This window comes from Sphingobium sp. UBA5915 (assembly GCF_002431195.1).
In the GTDB taxonomy this organism is placed as follows: Bacteria; Pseudomonadota; Alphaproteobacteria; order Sphingomonadales; family Sphingomonadaceae; genus Sphingobium; species Sphingobium soli.
In genome coordinates this window covers 43,656-65,372 of record NZ_DJDV01000100.1, presented here as the reverse complement: position 1 = coordinate 65,372, position 21,717 = coordinate 43,656, and the positions used below count along the sequence as shown (strand labels likewise).

Genomic DNA, 21,717 nt, shown 5'->3' with positions numbered 1-21,717 from the left:
GGCGGGCCATCCCCCCGGTCGGGGGGATGGCTGCGCCGGATCAATATTCGTCGGCCAGCAGGATGGTGAGCACGCGCGTCGTGACCTCGGGGTTCGCGGCATCCGGCGAGCCATAGGCGAGCTCGAGATCGTAATAGTCGATCTTCCAGTAGAGGATCGCATCCTCGAACTCGAAGCGGCCGAAATCATGCTCGCCGATCGGATCGTTGTCGGGCGTGAAGCTGTCATAGTCGCGCACGATCCGGAGGATCTCCGCGCGGCGGCGAAAGCCGCGGAACAGGGCGACCTCGCCGATCAGCGCCGCAACGCCGGCGGTCATCACGATCTGGTTGCGGCCCGGGCTATGGATGGACCGGCGAAGCGCGTCATTGAGTTCGGCGACGCGGGCGATCCGCTCGGCCTGGCTCATCGCATTCGGGGAGGATTGGGACATGAGAACGCTCCTGATCTGTCCGGCCCCGCCCGCCGGGGCCTTCCGACAGGCGTGCCAAGGGCCGGCGGCAGAGCGCGGCCGAGCACCCGCAGGGTCGCAACGGCAGTGGAGAAGCGCGCGGAGCGGGCTTGCGCGGGCGCGCGCGCCGGCCAGGCGAGCCGACAGGAGGAAGGTCTTGGCGGGCGGGATCGCGAAGAGATGATCGCGGTGTCCTGATCCTCTGGCTCCGCGGAGAGCCCGGCGCTATCCTCTGCCCGTCATGACGAGCAGCGCCACTCTCTTCCGCCTTGCCCCGGCCTGGACCACGTCACTCCAGGCGATGCGGCTGCGCCAGATCCTCGTCCGATCGCAATGCCGCCGCTGCGGCGGGTTGATGCGCGAGGATGTCGATGCCCTGATCGGGCTCCATGGAGCAGGCGCCAGCCTCATCGACCGGCAGGCCCGATGCCGCATGGTCGGCTGCGACGGCGCGGCCTATTATCTCGCGGCGCGCGGCCATGACCGTCTCTGGCACATATTGCTGCACGATGAGCACCTGCGCGCGGGCCTGGCCAACTGCCCTCCAGCGCGCGGCGCGACCGGCCGGGCCATCGTTTGCGCGCAGGGTTGAAAGTGCGAGCAGCCACGGCAGGGATCGTCACCCGAATGGGCTGAGACTTGGCACAAGGCTCAGGGCGAAGCCTAGAGCCCGGTCCGGCCGCGCCGGAGCCGCCATTCTCAGCGCATAGATGCAGAGAAATCCGACTTTCAGACGGCAACCGCCCGTCGCAGATTGCCAAGAGCAGAGCACGATTTCTGCGATACCTTACGGAGCTGCTGAAGCCTCTCCGCCGCCTCGCTCTCTTCGATCACGAGCGTCGAACGATCAGCCTACCGTGCCCGGATCGCGATCACACGAAAGATGGTGGCCCATCGACTGGTCCGTTCGACTGTCAGCTTCGCCTGGCCATGGGCGAGCATCGTGGGCAGCCCTTTCTGGTGCCGAAATTCCGCCAGCAGGCTCGCGACACCCTTTCCCTCCACGGAAAAGGGGCCGCCCTCATCGATGAGTGCAGCGAGGTCATCGAGCCGTTGCCCGTCTTCGGCGCAAGCCGCGATCGAAGCGAGGGGAATAACCGGGAGCCGAGCGGCTCCCGGACGAGCCGTCAGGCAAAGGGATCGAATTCGGTGACGATGGCGACGCTGCCGTCGGCGTCTTCGGCGGTGATGACCCCGTAATGCTGCCCGATCGCGATGACGAAGGTGACCATCATGAGGCTGCGCGAGAGGCTGAAAGCGTGGCGGCGAGCGATTGCGATGTCGGTGAACATGTCGAGGCTCCTTTGCGCGCCGGCGGGTTCGTCCCGCTCGACAGGCGCCCGATGTGTCCGGCCGGTGGCCGCGATCACTTTTTTGGCTGGAGGCCCAAAAAGCCGTAGCGAAGCGACCGGACCCCTTGCGGGTTGATCGCAAAAGGTCACCGGGTGGACCAAGGATCGCGCCGATTGAGAGCGGGCGAACCCGCCGGCCAGGAGGCCAGGTCCCCGCCGATGTCGCGCCCCGCCCCTTGCCCTGCCTGCCGCCCCATCCAGCGGGGTCCGGATGACAGGCGGCCGCTTGTCGGTTAGCCCCGCCGGATGCTGTTCCCGCTCCTGCTCGCCGCCGCCGTGGTCCCCAATGGTCAGACTTTCGCCTGCACACCGACGCGCGTCTGGGATGGCGATGGCCCGATCTGGTGCCGCGAGGGCGCCCATGTGCGGCTCGCCGGCATTGCCGCGCGCGAGATCGACAACAGCTGCCGCCCCGGCCAGCCCTGTCCAAGAGCAAGTGGCCCGGCCGCCCGCGATGCGTTGGTGCGCCTGCTTGGCGGACCGCGCGGCCAGACATCCACCGGGCATATTCGCGTGGCTGGCTCCACCATGCGCTGCGTCTCGACCGGCGAAGCCAAGGGCAACCGGACCGGCGCCTGGTGCAACGCGCCCGGCATCGGCGATCTCAGCTGCGCGATGATCGCTACCGGCACCGTGCTGCGCTGGGAGCGCTATGCCAAGGGGCGATGCCGATCCCGCTGATCCGCTTGGGACCATGCCGCGCCTGAACAGGATAAGAGGCCCGGCGGCGATGCCGCCGGGCCGCCCTGTCCGACCTCAGAACGGGATTTCATCGTCCTCGGGCTCGTTGCCGCCGCCGCTATTCTCGTTCGACTTGGCGCGGGTGAGGAAGGTCACCTCGTCGGCGATGATCTCGACGCCGTAGCGTTCGATATTCTCGCTGTCGGTCCAGCGGGTGTAGTGGATACGGCCCCGGACCATGACCTTCATGCCCTTGTCGACATATTGCTCGACCGTCTTGCCGACGCCGTTGAAGCAGGTGATCCGGTGCCATTCGGTGTCCTCGAGGCGGCGATTGTTGTCGTCGCGCAGGATCTTGCCGTTGCTGTCGCGCTTCGGGCGCGAGGTGGCGAGGCTGAAATGGGTGATGCGGGTGCCGCCCTGGGTGGTGCGGGTTTCCGGCGTGCCACCGACATTGCCGGCGAGGATGACGAGGTTCTGCATGGCTTGGGTTCCTTCGATATGGGTCCAAGGGACCGTCCCTTCGACTGATCCCCGGCCAAGGCGGACAGGACGGCCAATCCACCGACAGCGCAGCGCCGGGGAACCCCGGGACAAGGGGTGGTGCGGGCAGCCGTGGCACACGGCAACTCGGCCCGATGGCTCGCGGGTTGGATGGGTCGGACGGCCGGCTTAGGGGTCAGATGAGGAGAAGGACGGTGCGTCGCTTGGGCCATGACCGGAGCCCACCCATCGAAACCGCCGATATTGCCGGCTTTGCTGAGCTCGCCGGTCCGGCATCTCGCGGACCTTACGCGCGCGCCTTATCTGCCCGTCCCTTGAGCCGCAGGACGGGATTGTAGATCCTTCGCATGGCCACTCGCGGGCTCGACACGACGTCCGTTGCACGATCACGCGGAGGGGGAAGAGGAGGTGGGCAAGGTGGCGGCGCCTGGCATGGCTGGGCTCAGGCAGGCCGCCACGGCATCGAGGAGCTGCGTGGTCTCGCCAAGCACGGCGCCGATGTCGCAGGCATAGCCACCTGCCACCAGCGCGTCGATCCGATGCACGGCATAGGCCGGGCCGAGGCTCTTGATGAAATCGGCCAGGGGACGACCGGGCGCCGGCAGGCCTAGCTGCCACGCCTCGTCGAGGGCGCGGACAAGGTCATGACGGAGATCGCGGGCCAGCGCATCGTCCGTCCAGCCATGACCCAAAAGATGCGCCTTCAAACCCAGTTCGCAGGAGATCGCGAGCAAGTGCAGTGCCGGCGCGGGCGCAATAGGCGCGCCAATCTGCGCGCCGCGATGAAATTCGCGCGCACGATCGAGAAAAACCGCTGCAAGCACCGGGTCGCCGGGCGCCGCCAATCTTTCGACCGCGCGCCAGCGGCGCGGCGTCAGCTGGCGGAGCCAGGAAGGACCGGCCTGGTTGCGCAGATGTCGTAAGTAAGCGCCATCGGCTTCGTCCACATCGCGGCCCGTCGACCATAACGACAGGAGCTTCGCCTTCCAGTGGCGGCCATGCACAGCGCGGAATGCAAGGAGCACGCACGCACTGGCGCGATCGGGCATGAACATGATGCGGAACCTCCGAAGGGAACAAGGGACGCATCCGCCCCGCCCCCTCCCCTCCGGCACCGGAATCCGCGAGATTGAGAAAAGCCGGCCGCCGAAGCGGCCGGCACGGCGGTCAGCCGCGGGATAACGCCGCCGGCGGCGTTCCGAGCGGTCCGCGGCGATCGACGACATGGATGCCGCGCGCCTTGGCCTCGATCACCAGTCTTTCGGTGACGCCGTTGCCCTGGAAGGCGATGACGTAGCGCGGCTTGACCGAGAGCATCTGCTCGTTGCGCCGGAAGCCGGCACGATCGCCAAGCTTGCGATCAAGGCCGAACCGCAGCTGCTGGATGCCGTTCTGCTCGGCCCAGGATGCTGCAAGACGCTCGATGCCCTTCATGTCGCCGCCATGGACGAGATACATGTCGCCCACACGTTCGCGCACGGCCTTGAGGGTCCGCAGCAGATTGTCGGCAAACTGCTTGGCCTCGTCGTCGCTGGCGAAGCGAAGGCGCCCGCCGGCGAAGACCACGGGCGTGCCATGGACCATATTGGCATCGCGCACCCGCTCGCGCCGCGCCTGCAAATAGGCCCGGCCATCGACGATCGCAGCGGTCGTGCCGAGCGAGATGCGGTTGCCGGTCGCGGGCACCCAGGAGCGGCCGGTCTCGTGCAGATAGTGGCGCGCCGCGGTGTCGCGCATCCCCTCATAGGCCTGGGCGGACTGCTCGACCTTGCGGGCGAGATCGATCTTGTCCTCGAGGTCGGCGGTCGCGATCTCCGACCCGTCCTGCTCGGCGAGCAGGAGCCGGATCTCGTCGGTCAGGCGGTCGATCAGCTGATGCTTCTTGGCGGCCGCGCGGTGGAAGAGATTGACGAAACCCCAGCCCAGATCCTCGATGTCGCGTTCGAGCGCGGTGAAGGGGAAGAGCGCGAAGAGATCGCTCCAGATGGCGCTGACGGTCTGTTCGAGCGCCTCTGCCGGCGGCGGCGCTTCTATCGAGCGTTGGTCGCCCGCCAGGTCGAGATGGCCGAGTTCGAGTGCTTGGAGCACTGCTGAAAGGGAGCTGGTCATGAGGGATTGCCTTTCCGTGTCGCAGGGCCGGCGGCCTTCCCGCCGGATGCGCACCCTCCGGGCCATCGAAAAAGCGGCGGCGGCACCGCCGGGCAACGCCCAAGGGGAACCCGATAAGGTCCGGGTGGTGCGGGCAGGCGCGCCTCGGCGCGCCAACACGGCCGGAGCGTTCGGGTTGCCGCCGCCAGCGCGGTGGCCCATGTGCCGCATCCTCTGGCGAAAGGCGCGAAGGCCCTGTCGCGTCAGGCATTCATGGCGCGGAGGACCTTAAGAAGGGCACCCGCAACCCGATCTCCCGATACGCACAGGACGGCATGAAAGCGCGTCGCATCGCAAGCGCCGGGCCGTCAGGCCGTCGACCGTGAGGCCAGATCTTGGGCCGCGTCGCGCTTGGCGGCTGCCGCCTTGCGTTCCGAATAGCGGTCCACGAGTTGATCGGCATGGCTACGTGTCAGCACCGTGAAGCGCACCAGCTCCTCCATGACGTCGACGATCCGGTCATAATAGCTTGAGGCTCTGAGACGGCCGTCCTCGTCGAACTCCTTGAACGCCATCGCGATGCTCGACTGGTTGGGGATGGTGAACATGCGCATCCACCGCCCGAGCAGCCGCAACGTGTTGACCGCGTTGAACGACTGCGATCCGCCCGAAACCTGCATGACGGCCAGGGTCCGGCCCTGGGTCGGACGCATGCCGCCGAATTCGAGCGGCAAATGGTCGATCTGCGCTTTCATGATGCCGGTGATCTGGCCGTGCCGTTCGGGGCTGCACCAGACCATGCCTTCGGACCAGAGCGCATGCTCGCGAAGCTCATGCACCGCCGGGTGATCATCGTCCTTGATCTGGTCGGGGAGCGGGAGATCGGCCGGATCGAAGATCCGCACTTCGGCGCCGAAGAGGATGAGCAGCCGGGCCGCTTCCTCGACCGCGAAACGACTGAACGACCGCTCGCGCAGCGAGCCGTAGAGGAGGAGGATGCGAGGTTTCGGCTCGAGCGCGCCGAGCCCGGCGGCGAGATCGAGCCGGATCATTGCACGGTCCAGCGCGGGCATGTGATCGGGTTCGGGAAGGATACGAAGACGCGACATCAGGCAATCCATTTATACAAAAGGGCGGCGCTCGCCGGGCATAGCGATCGGAACTCGGCCGATCGCGCGATGACGGCAGGAACGTCGGTCCGTTCGGCTGTTTCATAGCCGTGACGGCGAAAGAAAGGCTCGGCGGTCGTGGTGAGCAGGTACAGGCTAGTCGCGCCCTCATCAGCTGCAACGCATTCGACCGAAGTGAGAATGGCACCGCCCAATCCGCATCCGCGCCGATCGGCCTTCACGACCAGCGAGCGCAGCAGGCGGTCGGAGCCGTCGCCTTCGATCCCGCCATAACCGACAATGCCAACATCATCCTCGAACCGAAAGAAGCGGCGTCCCGCCTCGGCGAGATCACTGGCAGGCAGACCCGCCGCGCTCAGCTCCGCCATCAGGTCGGAAAGCGACCTGGGATCCAGCAGTGTAGCGATCATGCAGGAACACGTTGCTCGTACCAGGGCCGCGTCTTCTTCACGATGCTGACGACAGACAGCATTACCGGCACCTCGACCAGAACGCCCACGACAGTCGCGAGCGCGGCCCCGGAATTGAGGCCGAACAGGCTGATGGCGGCTGCAACCGCAAGCTCGAAGAAATTGGACGCGCCGATCAGCGCGGCCGGAGCGGCGACGCACCAGGCCACGCCGAAGCGCCGGCTGAGCCAATAAGCCAGGCCCGCATTGAAGTAGACCTGGATGAGGATGGGAATGGCAATCAGTGCGATGACCAGCGGATGAGCCAGGATCGCCGGGCCTTGGAAGCCGAACAGGAGGACGAGCGTCGTCAGCAGCGCAACCAGCGACAGCGGCCCGAGCGTCGCCAGCAGCCGATCGAGCGCCGGTTGCCCGCCTGACGATAGCAGCGCCCGACGGATGACCTGCGCGACGATGACGGGCACGACGATATAGAGCAGGACCGAGATGAGCAGCGTGGCCCAGGGCACCGTGATCGAGGCGACCCCGAGCAGCAGTCCGACCAGCGGCGCGAAGGCGAAGACCATGATCACGTCGTTGAGCGCCACCTGGCTCAGCGTATAGGTCGGCTCGCCGTCGCACAGGTTCGACCAGACGAACACCATCGCCGTGCAGGGGGCCGCGGCGAGCAGGATGAGCCCGGCGATATAGGCGTTGATCTCGCCCTGCGGCAGCAACGGGCGGAAGAGCCATCCCAGGAACAGCGTGCCGAGCAGCGCCATTGAAAAGGGCTTCACCGCCCAGTTGATGAAGAGGGTGACGCCGACGCCCTTCCAGTGTTGGCGAACCGACCCCAACGCGCCGAGGTCGATCTTGAGCAGCATGGGGACGATCATCAGCCAGATCAGCACAGCCACGACCAGGTTCACGCGCGCGATCTCGGCCGATGCGATGGCTGCGAACAGATTCGGCAGCGAATAGCCAAGCGCGATGCCGACAGCGATGCAGAGCGCCACCCAGACGCTCAAATAGCGTTCGAAGCTGTTGATCGCCGGCTTGGGTCGCGCCGCGACGGTCGCGTTCACGCCCCGATCCTCTTGCCGGCGGCGTCGATGACCTGCTCGCCATCTTCCTTGGTGAAAGCCCCGCGCTGGGCGGACGGGAGAAGATCGAGCACCTCTTCCGATGGACGGCAGAGTTTCACGCCGAGCGGCGACACAACGATTGGCCGGTTGATGAGGATCGGATGCTCGATCATCGCATCAATGAGCTGGTCATCGCTGAGCGTCGGATCGGCAAGACCCAGCTCGGCGAAGGGCGTGCCCTTCTCGCGGAGCAACTGGCGTGCGCTGATGCCCATGCGGGCGATGAGCGAAACCAGGCGCGGGCGGTTGGGCGGCGTCTTGAGATATTCGATCACATGCGGCTCGATCCCGGCGTTGCGGATCATCGCCAGCGTGTTGCGCGACGTCCCACACTCGGGATTGTGATAGATGACGATATCGATTGCGGCATTGCTCATGCACCCGGCACCTTTTCGCTTGGGAGGTCGGCGCGGCCCTGTTCCTTGCCGATCCGGTTCAGCCGGTTCTGTAGACTCATCTTGTCGAGGCCTTCGAACGGCAGGTTGGTGAACAGCGAGATGCGATTGAACAGCATCCTGTAAGTATCGAAGAAGGCCGCGTGCTGCACCGTTTCGCTGTCCTCGATAGCGGCCGGATCGGGCACCCCCCAATTGGCGGTCAGCGGCTGCCCCGGCCAAACCGGGCAAAGCTCGTTGGCGGCATTGTCGCAGACCGTAAACACGAAATCCAAGGACGGCGCATCGGGGCCGGAAAACTCTTCCCAACTCTTCGAGCGGAACCGGCTTGCGTCGTAGTTCAGCTTCTCCAAGAGATGAATGGTGAACGGATGGACCTCGCCCTTGGGCTGGCTGCCGGCGCTGAACGATTTGAAACGGCCTAGCCCTTCACGGCTGAGGATCGCCTCGGCCATGATGGAACGGGCGGAATTGCCCGTGCAAAGAAACAGTACGTTCAACAGGCGATCCGTCATGTTGATGTCCTTTCAGGCAGCACGACAGGCAAGCAGTTCATCCGCAAGTGGATGGCAGAGCTCGGCCCGGCCACCACAGCAGTCCTTGACGAGGAACAGCATCACGGAGCGGAGCGCATCGAGATCGGCGCGGTAGTTGATGATCCGGCTACGCCGCTCGGATGTGACCAGGCCGGCACGCGCCAGGGTCGCCAAATGCACCGACATCGTGTTCTGCGGGACATCCAGCGCCTTGGCGACCTCGCCGGCGGGAAGGCCTTCGGGTTCGTGACGCACCAGAAGGCGGAAGGCGTCGAGGCGCGTGGCTTGGGCAAGCGCGCCCAACGCGACGATGACAGATTCGTTATCCATATATCCACGATAGCGGATATATGGATATGGTGCAATCGGCGACATGGAGAGATCAAGCAGCCGCCTGCTCGTCCAGATCATCCTCGCAAGCGAGATCGGTTGCCCGCAGCAGAAATCCGGCGGCTTCCTCCGCTCGCGCAGCCGCCGTCAGCAATGCGCGATTATCCTTGCGCAAAATGGCGAGCCAGGATCCGATATAAGCCGCGTGATCGTCGAGATGGGCGGTTGGGAGACCCACATCGGCGCCAACCAGCGCTGCTGTCAGTTCGGCGACCAACTCCTCGAAAGCGTAAGCGTGATCGCCGAAGCGCTTCCCAAACGATCGAGCGAGACGGGTTGGATGCCCTGTCCAGTGGCCGGCCTCATGCGCGATGGTGGCTGCCCAGGCGGCGCGCGTGTCGAACTGCTCGATCGGCGGCATGGTGATGACGTCCGCGCGCAGATCATAATAAGCACGATCGCCGCCGCTGCGCAGCCGCGCGGGCAGCCGATCGACGAAGCGCGCCGCCCGCGGACCGAGGCGGTCGCCCGGCGGGACGAGGGAGAGGGCTTCGGGATAGAAATCGCCCGGCAGTGTATCGATCTGATCGGCATTGAAGACCGCATAGGACCGCATGACCCGGCGCTGCTCATCGACGAGCTCACCCGGACGTTCGTATGAATCGACCTTCTTCGAATAGGCTTTGTAGAAGATCGCAAATTGCGACTGCTCACCGGCACGGACCTGCCCGCCGAGGCTTTGTGCTTGCCGATAGGTCATCCAGTAGCGAGACCGATAGCCGCACTGCTCGGCGGCCAGCCATAGCCAAAAGGTGTTCATGCCGCGATAGGGCTCGCCATTGGCGCGCAGCGGGCGCCCTTGCGCGGCGCATGATCGCCAGGGCCGTACCCAGGGACGCACACCGGCCTCGAGCCGGTCGATGATGGCGCGCGTGATGGTCTCGGCCGGCGAGGGCCGGCCCGATGATTGGGTCATGGTGGATACTCCGCGAAAGAGCGGCTGCCTCAGCGCCGCCAATGAAGGGCGGCGGGCGACACGAAAGCGCCGCCCGCCGTTAGGCGTTCGCCTCAGGCGGCCTGTTCGAAGTCGCCAGCATCGCCATCGGGGGCGATCTCCCCTGCCCCGCCGTCGCTGTCGTCTTCATCGCTGAGGAAAGCGGAATAGCTCCGGAAGCTTTCGGGCTTTTCGATCGCGTCGAACCGCATCTCGTCGGGCAGCCAGGAGAGCGCCTTTTCCCGGACTTCGGCCTCGACGATGCCCTGCCCCGAACAGAGCGCAGCGCAGGCATTGGCAAGGTCACCCTTCTTGGCGTCCTTGTATCGGCCGCGCAGCACCGGCCCGCCGATCTCGTCGAGCGCTTCGAGCATGACGTCCTTCTTCACCCGCCCGAAAAAGTTCTGGGCATCGGGCCGCCACCATTGCGCGACATCAATGTCGAGCAGCCGTCCGAGATGATCGTGGAAGCCGTTGCGGCGCCCGCCATCGTCGACGTTGAGTGTCGGCTCCAGCGTCTGCGCCATGACATGGGCGAGCCAATCGGCGCGCGCCTGTTCATCCAGTTGCCGGAAGGCATCGAAACGCGACGACAGCGTGTTCCCGCCTGCCCAGCTCACATCGAGCGCCTGGCGCTGTTCGGTCAGGACATTGCTCGCCGCGCTGCCTTCATCGCGGAAGCTGACGATCGGGAAGCTCGCGGCGGCCGCCTGCAGCGTCGCGTGGTCCCGGACATAGCTGCTGGCGAACACCGTCCGGTGCGCCATCAGGAATATCGTGAGATCGAGCGCGAACCCGGCATCCGAGGCGACATGGGCTGCCAGGATCTGCCGGCGCTGGGTCGCGAGTTCGTCAACCAGCGTCGCGCTGAGCCGGGAGGCCGCGACCTTGCCGGACGGTGCTTCGGGTTCTGCATCCTCGCCCGCCTGCCGGATGGCGCGCTCGCTGAACATGCGGCTGTGCACCCGCGGACTGCCATCGGGCGCCAGATAGATGAAGGTGCCCAGCTGGTCCTTGATCGCATCATCGACCATCGTGCGCGACGCCTCGATCGTATCGAGTTCCCGCTCGATGTCGGCGAGACGCGCCGAAGCCGCCTCGGCCTCGGGCGTGCCGTCCTCGAGTTCGGTCTCAAGTTCGCGGATGAGCGCGTCGCCCTCATCCGACAGACTATCGACGCGCTCCTGCTCGTCCCCGCTCAATTCGCGCAGCGGCGGATGATATTCGTGGAGCTGGCACTCCGTATCATAGGGCACATGCGTCGCGAGAACCGGCGTCACGAACGCCAGCTTCTGTTCGGCAGCGAGCGCTTCCGCGGCCGCTTCAAGCTTCTGGGCGGCCAGCTGCTCGATGAGCTCCACGTCGATCCAGCTCTCGTCCACATCTTCACCGAACAGGTCGCGCTCGATCCGGCCGCCCGCGCCGACATAGGCCTCGCGGCCGACGAACCGTGCCTTGGCGTCGGTCGCCTTGACCGTTCCGTTGAGGAGCGCACGGCGGATATTGTCGGGATTGTCGCCATAATAGGACCGGCTCATGCTCTCGAACACGCGCGCCTGGCGATCGACGTCGGGCGTGACGGCATAAGCCTGGGCGACCCCCAGCGTGATCTCGCCCGCCGCCAGCGCCGCGAAGACGAGAGGAGCCAGTTCGGCAAGCCGTACCCGCTGCTCAACGAAGCGGGTCGTGACGCCGAAACGTTTCGCCACATCCTCGGCGCTCGCGCCCTTGTCGAGGAAGTGCTTGAAGGCCGAGCACTCATCCGCCGGGTTCATCGCGACGCGGTGGAAATTCTCGGCAAGGCTCGCTTCGGCCGATCCGGCATCATCCTCGAGCACCAGCACCTGAACCTCATGGTCCCCGGCAAGCCGGCCTGAATCGATCAGGCGCTGGAGCGCCCGCAAGCGGCGGCCACCCGCCTTGACGGTGAAATGTCCTGCCTTTTTGAGCGGCGTGACCACGAGATTCTGCAACAGGCCATGCGCGGCGATATTATCGGCGAGGCTGTCGAGGTCGGCATCGCGATTGGATTTGCGGACATTGTCCTTCGAGAGCGAGAGGTTCTTGACCTTCACGGACTGGATCATCGGTTGTCTCCTTCGAGGGTTGCGCCGACCTCGTCGGCCGGCTTGAGCCACTCAGGCCCACCCGGCCGAAGGCCCCCTCCCCTCTCTTCGGTCGCTTGGCGCGGTCGCGGGTCAGTCCGTGATCCTGGCGAGGATCTCGAGGGCGCGGCTCGGGGGAACGAACAGCCGAGTGCGGTGCTGGATGATCTCGGTGAAGCAGCCCGCCGCCTTGAGATGCGGCAGCGCCTCGGGCTTCCAGTCCAGCAATTCGAGGCGTTGATCGCCGGCAACCAAGGCGCGCTTCAGTCGCAGCGCTCCGATTGGCATGATCTCGCCCGAGGTGCGGACGTGCTGGACCCGCGCGCCGAGGTCGATCTCGACATGGGCCGCGATGCCGAACGCGCTGGCAATCCGCTCCACCAGCGGCGCCGGAATAAGACGCCCGAGAAGCGACTGGCCGTCATCGCTCATCAGCCGCCAGACCTGGACATGATCGTCGGGCAGCTTGCCCCACACCGGAAGCAGCAGGCCGGTGACCAGATAGATGATCTGCGTGCGCGTCTGCGCCGCCATTGCGTCGCATTCGGCCTGCCAGGCTTCGTCGAAGCTCGCGCGGTCCACGTCGGTCCAATGGGTTTCGGCGAAGAGGTCCTGCCGGTGCCGTTCGGTGCGCGTTGGACGCACCAGCTCATAGCGGCGCACGGTCCGTCCCTCTTCGTCCGTTAGCGAGAAGGTCGGCCGGCAAATGGCGGCCTTGCCGGAACGCGGGTTGAACAACCGGCGCGCTTCCGGGTCGGCCAGAAGCCAATGCGCTCGCTCCAGGGTCAGCGGCCGATATCGCTCCTCGGTTTCTATACGCAGAATTTCGGTTTCGGCGCCGCTTACGGGATCGCGCCGGATCACCGTCCGGTCGAGGATCGAAATACGGTCGGCCGCGATCGTTTCGACACCAAGATCGAGGGTGCCGGCCTCGCGTGCCTTTTCCACCCGTGCTTCGATCAAGCCGAGATATTCGTCGAAGATCGCGTTCTGCAGGTCGATGCGCAGCGCCAGGATGCGGTTCAACCACCGCTGGATCGTGGGCAAGGTCTCGGTGAGCCCCCCGCCCTCCCCGGCCAGGTTCAAACCGGTGAGCGCCTGGAACTGATCGAAGTGGACCGATTGGAGTTTTGCCTGGAACAGCAGGCGAAACCACTGGTCGAGCGATTCCCGCGCGAAGTCGGACTCCAGATTGTCGCGGGGGTCGAAAAGTCCCTGCCCGCCGGTCTGGCGTTGGCCGCGGGTCAGCGCGCCCAGGCTGTCGAGGCGCCGGGCGATGGTCGAGATGAACCGCCGTTCGCCGCGGCAATCGGTGGAAACGGGCCGAAACAAGGGCGGGCAGGCTTGGTGGGTGCGGTGCGTGCGGCCCAGCCCCTGGATCGCCGCGTCCGCGCGCCAACCGGGCTCGAGCAGATAGTGGATGCGGCGGCTCTGATTGGGCGCGTCGAGGCTGGCGTGGTAGCTCCGCCCCGTGCCGCCGGCGTCGGAGAAGATCAGGATGCGCTTTTCGCCGCGCATGAAGATGTCGGTCTCCGCGAGGTTCGTGCGCGCGCTGCGCCGTTCGATCCGCTGACGGCCGTCGGCATCGACGATGATCCGCCGGCTGCGACCCGTCACCTCGGCCACGGCCTCCGTCCCGAAATGCCCTATGATGTGATCGAGCGCCGAGCCGACGACCGGCAGCGCACAGAGTTGCTCGAGGAGCTGATCGCGCATGGCGATCGCTTCCCGGCACAGCACCGGCTGCCCAGCTTCGTCGATCATCGGTTCCGAGCGCACCGTGCCGCTATCGTCGGTATAGGTGCGCATCTGGCGCACCGGAAAGGCTGCCGTCAGATAGTCGACCAGGAATTCGCGCGGGGACAGCTCGATGTCGAGCCAGGCGCGCTCCTCGGGGGACAGGTCGGCAAGGGCACGGTCGAGCATGGCTTCCGACGTCGACACGAGCTGGACGACGGCGCAGTCGCCGCGCGCGAGATCGGCGGCGATCGCCGGGATCAGCGACGGCAGCTTCATCGACAGCAGGATCTGGCCGAAGAAGCGTTGCTTGGTCGATTCGAAGATCGACAATGCCGCGGCCTTCGCGCCGCTATTATAGGTGGCACCGCTGAAGCCGTCGGTGACGCGCGTGGCGGCGAGCGCGGCCTGCAGATTGTTGTGAATGATCGCCCAGGCATCGGCATAGGCATTGTAGACGGCGATCTGTTCTTCGCTGAGCCGATGCTCGAGGATGTCATATTCGACGCCGGCGAAGCTGAGCGCCCGCGCGGCATAGAGGCCCTGCGCCTTGAGGTCGCGGGCGATCAACTCCATCGCTGCGATGCCGCCGCGGCGAAGCGATTCCACGAAGGCCCGCCGGTCGGCGAAGGCCGTCTGCGGTCCCCACAATCCGAGGCGTGTCGCATAAGCGAGGTTGTTGACGTCCGAGGCGCCCGTCGCCGAGGCGTAGAGAATCCGGGCGCGCGGAGCGAGATTTTGCAGGCGGACGCCGGCGATGCCCTGTTCCGACCCTTTCGTGGCGCCGAACCGGCCCTCGCCACCGGCCACCCCGGCCATCTCATGCGCCTCGTCGAAGACGATGACGCCGCTGAAATCCTCACCCATCCATTCGATCAGCTGGCGCAGCCGCGTGCCCCTGTCACCGCGGTTGGAGCGCAGGGTGGCATAGGTCAGGAAGAGGATCCCATCGCCCAGCGCGATCGGGGTGCCGAGCTTCCACTGGTTGAGATGCTGGATGTCGAGCGGCAAGCCGCCAAGCGCCGACCAGTCGCGGCGAGCGTCTTCGATCAGCGTCTCGCTCTTGGATATCCAGAGGTGGCGGCGGTTGCCGCGCAACCACTGGTCGAGGATGACGCCCGCCACCTGCCGCCCCTTGCCGGCGCCCGTGCCATCGCCAAGGAAAAAGCCGGTCCGATAGGCGTTACCGGCCTCTGCCGGCGACAGCGAAAGACCCTCCTCGCTAGATATGAACCGGCCGGGAAGATCGCGCTCGAACGCCGCGCCAGCGTAGATCAGCGTTTCGAGCTGCGCGTCCGAGAGCAGGCCGTCGTCCAAGATCCTGGCCGGCAGCACGGGTTCATAAGCGACCGGGGGTGCGGCAATCGATCCCATTGCCTGCGATTCGACCAGCGCGCTTGGGTGCTCACGGGCATCGGCAATTAGCAGACGGCTCGGCCGATAGGGCAGGTAAATCCCTTGCGGTTCGCCCGCGGGCGCCGGCGCGTCGAGACGGTGATAGACGACCGCGCGGGTCGTGGGCAGGGTCACCGCCACACGCGAGCTTACGGGGCGGGTCCGCCGCGTGAGGCTCCGGAACAATCCGCTGGGGCGGGAGATCGGTTGCGGCGTGGGGGCGCACGGGGTCGCCATCGCATCGATGGCCGCGAGCGCAGCGCCGAACGTCGTACAGGTCTGGCGTGGGACGCAATCCCCTGCCCCGCCCTTTTCGAGGAGAATGAGCTGAACCGCTTGCCCGGTGCCGTGCTTGGCATAAGCATGGGGCGGCAGGTCGAGATGCAGCCGGAGATGCGCGCCCGCGGTGGCGTGCAGCCAATCCGCGTCCCCTGTCTCGATGCGATCGGGAAGAATGACGGCGCAGCGCCCGCCTGGTGCGAGGCGCAAGAGCGCGGAGCGCAGGTGGCGAAGCGCAGCGTGGCGGTCGCGCCCCCGTCCCTGGCTCCGCGAGAAGGGCGGGTTGATGAGCACGACGCTCGGCACCAGTTGCGGATCGAGCATGTCGTCGATCAATTCGCCGTCATGCGTGCTCAATGTGCCCTCGGGAAGGGCATGACGCAGCAAACGCGCGCGCCAGGCATCGATCTCATTGAGGAGAAGGCGAGCGCCGGCAAAATGACCGTGTACGGCCAAGAGCCCGGTCCCGGCCGAGGGCTCGAGCACGATATCGCGTGCCGTGATCGCGGCTGCCCTGGCGGCAAGGAAGCCGATCGGTGCCGGTGTCGAGAATTGCTGGAACGCGACCTGCGTTTCGCTACGCACGCTGTGCGTCGGAAGCGCCGCCGTCATGGCGATCAGCTGGGCGAGCCGCACATTCGCATCTGCCGGGAGTGTTGTGTTCTTCAGATGGAGGATCTGCGCGAGTTCGAGCACATCATAGGCGTCGCGCAATGACCACAGGCCATCCGCGCTCGAGCCACCGAAGGCGGAGGTCATCCCGGCAAGGAGGTCGTTACGTGCAACCGAACGGCCTTCGGACAGCCGGTCGGCTATGCCTTGAGCAGCGGTCCGGGCGGGATCATCGAGCGGCAGCGTGACCGCGAGGGGTTGTGTGGCCATGGGGTATCTCCGGGTCTGACACCTGGCATCAGCGCCAGGTCATCAGCCTGAAGGCCCCCTCCCCTCTCAGGCCGCCTCGGCGGCCCGGCGGACACGCCAAGCATCATTCCAATCCGCGTGCCGTTCCGGGAGGCGGAGCACCAGTTCGCGTCCATTGGCTGTGAGATGCGGCCGAGCTTTTTTGAGCATGGCGGCAGCGGCGGCACCGCGATCACCATAGACGATGATGCGTTTGACCCGTTCGGGGATGGCGACGAGTCCAAGGCGTTCGACGCCGCCCAGCGCCCAGGTTGGCGTTCCGAACCAGGCCATTGCCGAAAGGGCGTCCTCGATGCCCTCAGCAAGGCCAAGCTCCTCTCCGGCCGGCGCCAGACGGATGGCCGCGTTGCCAAGCAGGCCAAGGGCAATCTTCGGCTTTGACAGGGGCTTGTGCAAGATGTCAGCGAGATCGAGGCAGGTCCGCTGGACGGCCACGACGCCCAGATCGTTCTCGACCGCAGCGATCATCGCCGGAAAGAACCGGCGCTGGTCACCTGCCCCGACAATGGTGCGGGGATTGTAGCGCAGACAACGCGGATAGGGAGGAGCAAGACCGCGTGCGGCAAGGTAATCGGCCGCTGGCGAGCCGACTATGGGCTGGCTTGCCTTCCATAGCCGAAGCGCGAGAGCACGATGGTCGGCCATCGCCTTCGGGCGCGGCATGGTGAGCGGCACCGCATCGTGAAGTTTGCGCCGGCGCAGGGCAGTCAGAACGTCGCGCGTATCGCAGCCAGCAAAGCAGTGGAACAAGATCGCCCGTTCGCCCAGGCGCACTGACAGGCTGGGACCATGATCGTCATGAGCCGGGCAACGGCATTCGCCGCGCGTCCCGCGCCACGTTCCGCCGAGGGCTTCGACAATGGCTTTGGCGCGATGGAAAGCAGCTAGGGGCATCAACTAATCCTTGCAAAGTGGTGGAGCGCTGCTGCCGGTTGCGCCCTCCCCTCCCCGCCAATTCAGCCAGGCATGCCCTTGGCTGCGAGGATACCGAATTCCTCGACGATGCGATCGGTTGTGTAATGGGTCACGCCGTCGCGTTCATAGGAGCTGTCCTTGAGCCGCCCGGCAATGCGCACCAGATCCCCGACTTGGGCTCGGTCGGCGATATGCTTGCGCTGGCCCTCGCTGAAGACGCTCACGCGGTTCCAGTGACTGTCTTCCTGCCATTCGTCATCGTCACCCTTGCGGCGGTAATTCGCGCAGACCGACAGCAGGGTGACTTTCGGTCGCGCATCGATTTCGCCGATCCGGCCGATGATCTCGAACTTGGCGAAGTTGATCATATCCTGCTCCGCGCCAATGGGATTGGCCGCAGGATAGCGACCGAAGGACTCCCCGCAGATCCCTCCAATCGGGGGGATACTCGCGGTCCATAGTTGCGCAAGTGGCCGTGTTTTTTGCAGACAGACCTGGTGACCGACACCTCTGCTTCACAGCCAGAATAGTGCTTCCAAAGGTAATTTGTGCGCTGGTTTGACTTTGACCGGCATTTTGGGCCATTAAACACGAACTGCGTCGAATTCTCGCGGCGCTACGGAGGCTTGCTGGAAATGTCATTCACCGTAAACACGCTGCGGACAATGACTCGCTCGTGCGAGATGATGCGTGATCGTGTGAAGTCGGTGGTGTTCAAGCCGGAGGACCGCAAGGTGCTCGATATCACTTTCGGCCCGACAGCAGCAGCAGAGCTGGTCGGTCGGACGCCTGAGGCACTGGCCAAGGCCGAAAAAGAAGGTCGGCTGCCGCAGCCAAAGCAGCTAGGCAATGGCCGCCGCTTCTACAATTTGGAGGATCTCACGCTGATCCGAGAAGCCTTGCACATTAACCCTGGTAAGTCGGCGGATGAGGATGCTGTCGTGGTCGCCGTCCAGAACTTCAAAGGCGGCGTCGGCAAGAGCACAATCACGAAACATTTTGCCGATTATCTCGCCCTACATGGTTACAGCGTGCTGGTGATCGATTGCGATCCCCAGGCATCAACGACTACAATGTTCGATATTCAGCCGGAAACGCTGATCGACGAAGAGAAGACACTTGGAAACTTCTTGTCGCCTCGCAGTACCTTTGATGATTTCCGACAGTCGATCCAAGATACTGCCTGGCCGACTATCAAGATCGTTCCCTCAAGTCTTGGGCTGCAAGACGCGGAGTGGGATTTGACCGCGACCCTACGTGAGGGCGGGCAGGCTGTTCGAGAGGGCCTCCAGCGTCTTCGTATCGGTATTGAGAGTGTCATAAAAGACTTCGATGTCATCGTTCTCGACCCACCCCCTGCCATGGGTTTTCTAGGACTCAATGTAATGGCTGCGGCCACAGGCCTGCTAATCCCTGTGCCTGCACGACAGCTCGATTATCTATCGACCATCCATTTCATGGAGACAATCGCTGATAATATCGAGATCCTCGAGGAGAACGGGACGCCAGTGGATTACGGATTTATTCGGGTGGTCTGCTCGGCCTACACGCCCAGCAAGCCTGGTGAGGCCGACATGTGGAAGATGATGCAGGCAACCTATGCGAATTTTCTTCTAAGCCAGCCCATCCTAGCTTCTGAAGAGATCAAAAACGCGACGCAGGCGTTCCGCTCGATCTACGAGAGTAAACCGTCGGCAGCGCACGCCACTTATCAGCGGTGTCGAGACAATCTTGACGCCGTGTTCGGAGAGGTGCTCCAGCAGATCCGTGAACAATGGCCTTCTCAAAGCATTTCAAAGCGCGCCAGTGACACTGTCGCGAGTGTCGCAGCGTGAGCCGGCGGTCCTTGATCAGCGAGGCACTGGCGGCTCCGGCGCCCGATCCGGCGCTCGAACCTTCCGAGTCCGCCGCCCCTGCCCCTACCAAAAATTTCACCGCACGCCGACTCGAAGGTTTCACCGAAGCTGCTCGTATGGTGAAGAGGCCGACAATTCGGCTCAAGCCGTCCGAATGCTCGATCTGGCCCGGAAATGCGCGTGACTACGCGCTGCTCACCGAAGACCGTGTGCGCAGCCTCATCGATTCTATTCAGGCCGAGAACGGTAACCGTATCCCGGTCGTCGTGCGACGGACGAAGAACGCCGACCTCGAATATGAGCTCGTTATCGGCACGCGGCGCCATTGGGCGATATCTTGGCTGAACGCGAACCATTATCCCGATATCGAACTTGTGGCGATCATCGAAGATCTCGATGATGAAGCGGCATTCCGTCTGGCGGATATCGAGAATCGGGAGCGTGAGGATATCTCAGATCTCGAGCGAGGCGCAAACTATAAGGCAGCGGTCGAGACCTATTATGACGGTGTCCAGGCGCGCCTTGCGGATCGAGTAAAGCTCTCCAAGTCCATGCTGTCGCGCTACATCGGCCTCACCGAGATACCGCAGTCGATCGTTAGTGCTTTCAATTCGCCGATGGATCTTCAGGTCAGCTACGGCGACAAGCTCCTACCTCCGCTTCGCACGCCTGCCTTACGTGAGCGCATGGAAGCGGCTGCCAAGGACATTGCGGCAGAGCAGAGCTTTCGCCAATCTGGAGATGAGGAGCCGATCAGTGGCACCGAAGTGGTGGCCCGTCTGATCAAGGCAACGGCGACACGCCCCGGGCGCGTCCAGAAGGCCGCTATCGAGGCCAGAGGCACCATCATTGGTCAAGTCGATCGGGATCGCGCGCGCGGGTTAACCATCACAATCAATCCTACCGAGTTGTCAGCCGATGACATCCTCGCTGCGCTGCGCCCATTGATCGAGAAAGCGAAAATCCTGAAGAGGTCGGCGCATTGAAGCGATCGCACGCCTCGATCAAGGGAACTGCTTTTGCTACTCTGAAAAACGACATTTTTATGTTTGTTTTCAGTTGTTTAATCAATATGTCCCGTGCATGGGACGGGCGGCTTTTGCTTAGGGAAATGGTATGACGAGTGCCCTATCGACGACGGGTGTTGGCGGCCGTCGAGTGCAGTTCGAGATGTTTTTCACGCTGCCCGATTTCAGCGACATCTCGCTGCGGGATTACCAGGAAACGATGCAGCGCCCCTTCTTTAGCTTATCGAAGAAGAAGCGGGTCAGGCCCATCGAATATGTGAGCCCGGACAGGTCTGTGACCGTCCATGTGTCTGCAAATCCTGAATATGGCATGGCGACCATCTGGGACGCGGACATCATGATTTATCTCGCCTCTCACCTCAACGAACTGCGCGAGCGTGGTGATAACGACCTGTCGCCGACCGTCCGGCTTCAACCAGGTGATCTTCTCAAGCGCATCTGCTGGGGCGTGAGCGGGCGCGCCTACGAGCGGTTGATCAGTGCCCTTGATCGTCTGCAGGCCACGACGATCAAGACAAATCTCCGGGCAAACTCGAAAACGCGCGAGACTACATTCTCATGGATCGACAGCTACACACATCTCGTTGACGAACGCACCCAGCGGTCGCTCGGCATGGAAATCACGCTGTCGAAGTGGTTTTTCGATGGCGTTATGGACAAGCGAAACGTTCTTGCGATTTCGCCGCTCTATTTCGAGATCACAAGTGGTCTTGGGAAATGGCTCTATCGGGCAAGCCGCAAACATGCGGGCGGTAACGGTGCCGAGGGTTTTACGATTGGCTTCGACACCCTGCATCAAAAAAGCGGCAGCGAAAGCTCCCTCCCCTCCTTCAAGAATAAAATTCTGGAACTCGCTCGGATGAACAACCTTCCTGAGATCAGCTTAGAGGTGATTGGTGGAGAGACGCCTCGCCCAAAGCTAAAAATGGTCATGCGCCGGTTTATGGACGGCCAGCATGAAGTAAGCTCTCGGCAGCGTGCAACACCCCCCTCCTCCGCTCGCGCCGCAAAGGCCCCTAGGCCTGCCGCTCCGAACCGGCAAATGCCTGCACCTGTCGATACAGGCGCAGAGGAAATGGTCGATGCGCGGCTAGCTCGAAGCCTTGTCCAGCGAGCCATCTCCGGGCTCAAATCTACAGAGCCGCAGTCGAGCACCGACCCTCATGATCCGATCTATGCCCAGGTGGCAGCCGCGACGCCGCGTCGACGTGGCGGTCGAGCGCAAGACGTGCTCGACCCTGAGACCTATCATACGATCAAGACCGAGTGCCCAGGCTGGGATCTCGACGTGCTCATTAAGCAGTTCGACGCCTTCCTGAACAGCAATCCAGATGAGATGCCCCGCAACTATTCGAAACGCTTCCTCGGTTTCATGCGGAAGCACCACGAACGCAATAAATACAGCCTGCCAGGTTTCTAGACTTCCGCGGCGGCGCCGAGCTGCTGACTGGCACCGTCTTCGGAAATCAACATCGTGAACTAATCC

21 protein-coding genes are annotated in these 21,717 nt (G+C 64.2%); 5 read left to right on the top strand and 16 right to left on the bottom strand.

The window, feature by feature from the left end; translation table 11 throughout:
• Positions 1–40: 40 nt before the first annotated feature.
• A complete protein-coding gene (locus B2V90_RS18360) occupies positions 41–433 on the bottom strand; it encodes a DUF3768 domain-containing protein (protein WP_206046215.1) in 393 nt (130 codons plus the stop codon).
• 259 nt (positions 434–692) lie between these two features.
• Between B2V90_RS18360 and B2V90_RS18355 the strand changes: the two genes are divergently transcribed.
• On the top strand, positions 693–1,043 hold the full coding sequence (locus tag B2V90_RS18355) for a hypothetical protein (protein ID WP_030540260.1): 351 nt from the start codon (positions 693–695) through the stop codon (positions 1,041–1,043).
• Positions 1,044–1,578: 535 nt separating this feature from the next.
• Here B2V90_RS18355 and B2V90_RS18350 read toward each other — a convergent pair.
• The gene (locus tag B2V90_RS18350; RefSeq protein WP_007688065.1) at positions 1,579–1,743 is read right to left on the bottom strand and encodes a hypothetical protein; all 165 of its coding nucleotides are present in this window, start codon (positions 1,741–1,743) and stop codon (positions 1,579–1,581) included.
• A gap of 306 nt (positions 1,744–2,049) precedes the next feature.
• On the opposite strand from B2V90_RS18350, the gene B2V90_RS18345 reads away from it, so the two are divergent.
• Complete coding sequence (locus B2V90_RS18345) at positions 2,050–2,484, top strand: thermonuclease family protein (RefSeq protein ID WP_030540259.1); 435 nt, start codon at positions 2,050–2,052, stop codon at positions 2,482–2,484.
• A gap of 75 nt (positions 2,485–2,559) precedes the next feature.
• On the opposite strand, the gene B2V90_RS18340 is transcribed toward B2V90_RS18345, so the two are convergent.
• The 14 genes from B2V90_RS18340 to B2V90_RS18275 form a co-directional block, all read right to left on the bottom strand.
• Positions 2,560–2,967, bottom strand: a complete 408-nt coding sequence (locus B2V90_RS18340) for a single-stranded DNA-binding protein (RefSeq protein WP_007688067.1) — start codon at positions 2,965–2,967, stop codon at positions 2,560–2,562.
• Positions 2,968–3,374: 407 nt separating this feature from the next.
• Positions 3,375–4,043, bottom strand: coding sequence for a hypothetical protein (locus tag B2V90_RS18335; RefSeq protein ID WP_030540258.1), 669 nt, complete (start codon positions 4,041–4,043; stop codon positions 3,375–3,377).
• A gap of 112 nt (positions 4,044–4,155) precedes the next feature.
• Positions 4,156–5,097 (bottom strand): DUF2493 domain-containing protein, encoded by a 942-nt coding sequence (locus B2V90_RS18330; protein ID WP_030540257.1) that lies wholly within the window; start codon positions 5,095–5,097, stop codon positions 4,156–4,158.
• A 347-nt stretch (positions 5,098–5,444) separates the two neighbouring features.
• Positions 5,445–6,185, bottom strand: a complete 741-nt coding sequence (gene arsH, locus B2V90_RS18325; protein ID WP_030540256.1) for an arsenical resistance protein ArsH — start codon at positions 6,183–6,185, stop codon at positions 5,445–5,447.
• A complete protein-coding gene (gene arsN2 / locus B2V90_RS18320; protein WP_030540255.1) occupies positions 6,185–6,616 on the bottom strand; it encodes an arsenic resistance N-acetyltransferase ArsN2 in 432 nt (143 codons plus the stop codon). Before arsN2 ends, arsH begins: the two co-directional genes overlap by 1 nt.
• Positions 6,613–7,680: an ACR3 family arsenite efflux transporter gene (arsB, locus tag B2V90_RS18315; RefSeq protein WP_030540254.1), complete on the bottom strand. Its 1,068-nt coding sequence runs from the start codon at positions 7,678–7,680 to the stop codon at positions 6,613–6,615. The genes arsN2 and arsB overlap by 4 nt, the downstream gene beginning before the upstream one ends.
• Positions 7,677–8,117, bottom strand: a complete 441-nt coding sequence (gene arsC / locus B2V90_RS18310) for an arsenate reductase (glutaredoxin) (RefSeq protein ID WP_007688073.1) — start codon at positions 8,115–8,117, stop codon at positions 7,677–7,679. The genes arsB and arsC overlap by 4 nt, the downstream gene beginning before the upstream one ends.
• Entirely contained in the window at positions 8,114–8,650 is a 537-nt protein-coding gene (locus tag B2V90_RS18305; RefSeq protein WP_062069247.1) for an arsenate reductase ArsC, read from the bottom strand. Before B2V90_RS18305 ends, arsC begins: the two co-directional genes overlap by 4 nt.
• A 12-nt stretch (positions 8,651–8,662) precedes the next feature.
• Positions 8,663–9,001, bottom strand: coding sequence for an ArsR/SmtB family transcription factor (locus B2V90_RS18300; RefSeq protein ID WP_013849891.1), 339 nt, complete (start codon positions 8,999–9,001; stop codon positions 8,663–8,665).
• Between the two features lie 52 nt (positions 9,002–9,053).
• Entirely contained in the window at positions 9,054–9,977 is a 924-nt protein-coding gene (locus B2V90_RS18295) for an ArdC family protein (protein WP_086491633.1), read from the bottom strand.
• A 92-nt stretch (positions 9,978–10,069) separates the two neighbouring features.
• Complete coding sequence (locus B2V90_RS18290) at positions 10,070–12,082, bottom strand: ParB/RepB/Spo0J family partition protein (RefSeq protein WP_086491632.1); 2,013 nt, start codon at positions 12,080–12,082, stop codon at positions 10,070–10,072.
• Between the two features lie 111 nt (positions 12,083–12,193).
• Complete coding sequence (locus B2V90_RS18285; RefSeq protein WP_206046213.1) at positions 12,194–16,393, bottom strand: strawberry notch family protein; 4,200 nt, start codon at positions 16,391–16,393, stop codon at positions 12,194–12,196.
• Between the two features lie 66 nt (positions 16,394–16,459).
• A complete protein-coding gene (locus tag B2V90_RS18280) occupies positions 16,460–17,326 on the bottom strand; it encodes a DUF7146 domain-containing protein (protein WP_086491631.1) in 867 nt (288 codons plus the stop codon).
• Positions 17,327–17,388: 62 nt separating this feature from the next.
• The gene (locus B2V90_RS18275) at positions 17,389–17,715 is read right to left on the bottom strand and encodes a single-stranded DNA-binding protein (RefSeq protein ID WP_017183648.1); all 327 of its coding nucleotides are present in this window, start codon (positions 17,713–17,715) and stop codon (positions 17,389–17,391) included.
• 267 nt (positions 17,716–17,982) lie between these two features.
• Between B2V90_RS18275 and B2V90_RS18270 the strand changes: the two genes are divergently transcribed.
• From B2V90_RS18270 to B2V90_RS18260, 3 genes are all read left to right on the top strand, one after another.
• A complete protein-coding gene (locus tag B2V90_RS18270) occupies positions 17,983–19,182 on the top strand; it encodes an AAA family ATPase (protein WP_167381848.1) in 1,200 nt (399 codons plus the stop codon).
• On the top strand, positions 19,179–20,189 hold the full coding sequence (locus B2V90_RS18265) for a ParB/RepB/Spo0J family partition protein (protein ID WP_086491630.1): 1,011 nt from the start codon (positions 19,179–19,181) through the stop codon (positions 20,187–20,189). The genes B2V90_RS18270 and B2V90_RS18265 overlap by 4 nt, the downstream gene beginning before the upstream one ends.
• 130 nt (positions 20,190–20,319) lie before the next feature.
• The gene (locus B2V90_RS18260; RefSeq protein WP_086491629.1) at positions 20,320–21,651 is read left to right on the top strand and encodes a replication initiator protein A; all 1,332 of its coding nucleotides are present in this window, start codon (positions 20,320–20,322) and stop codon (positions 21,649–21,651) included.
• Positions 21,652–21,717: the final 66 nt, after the last annotated feature.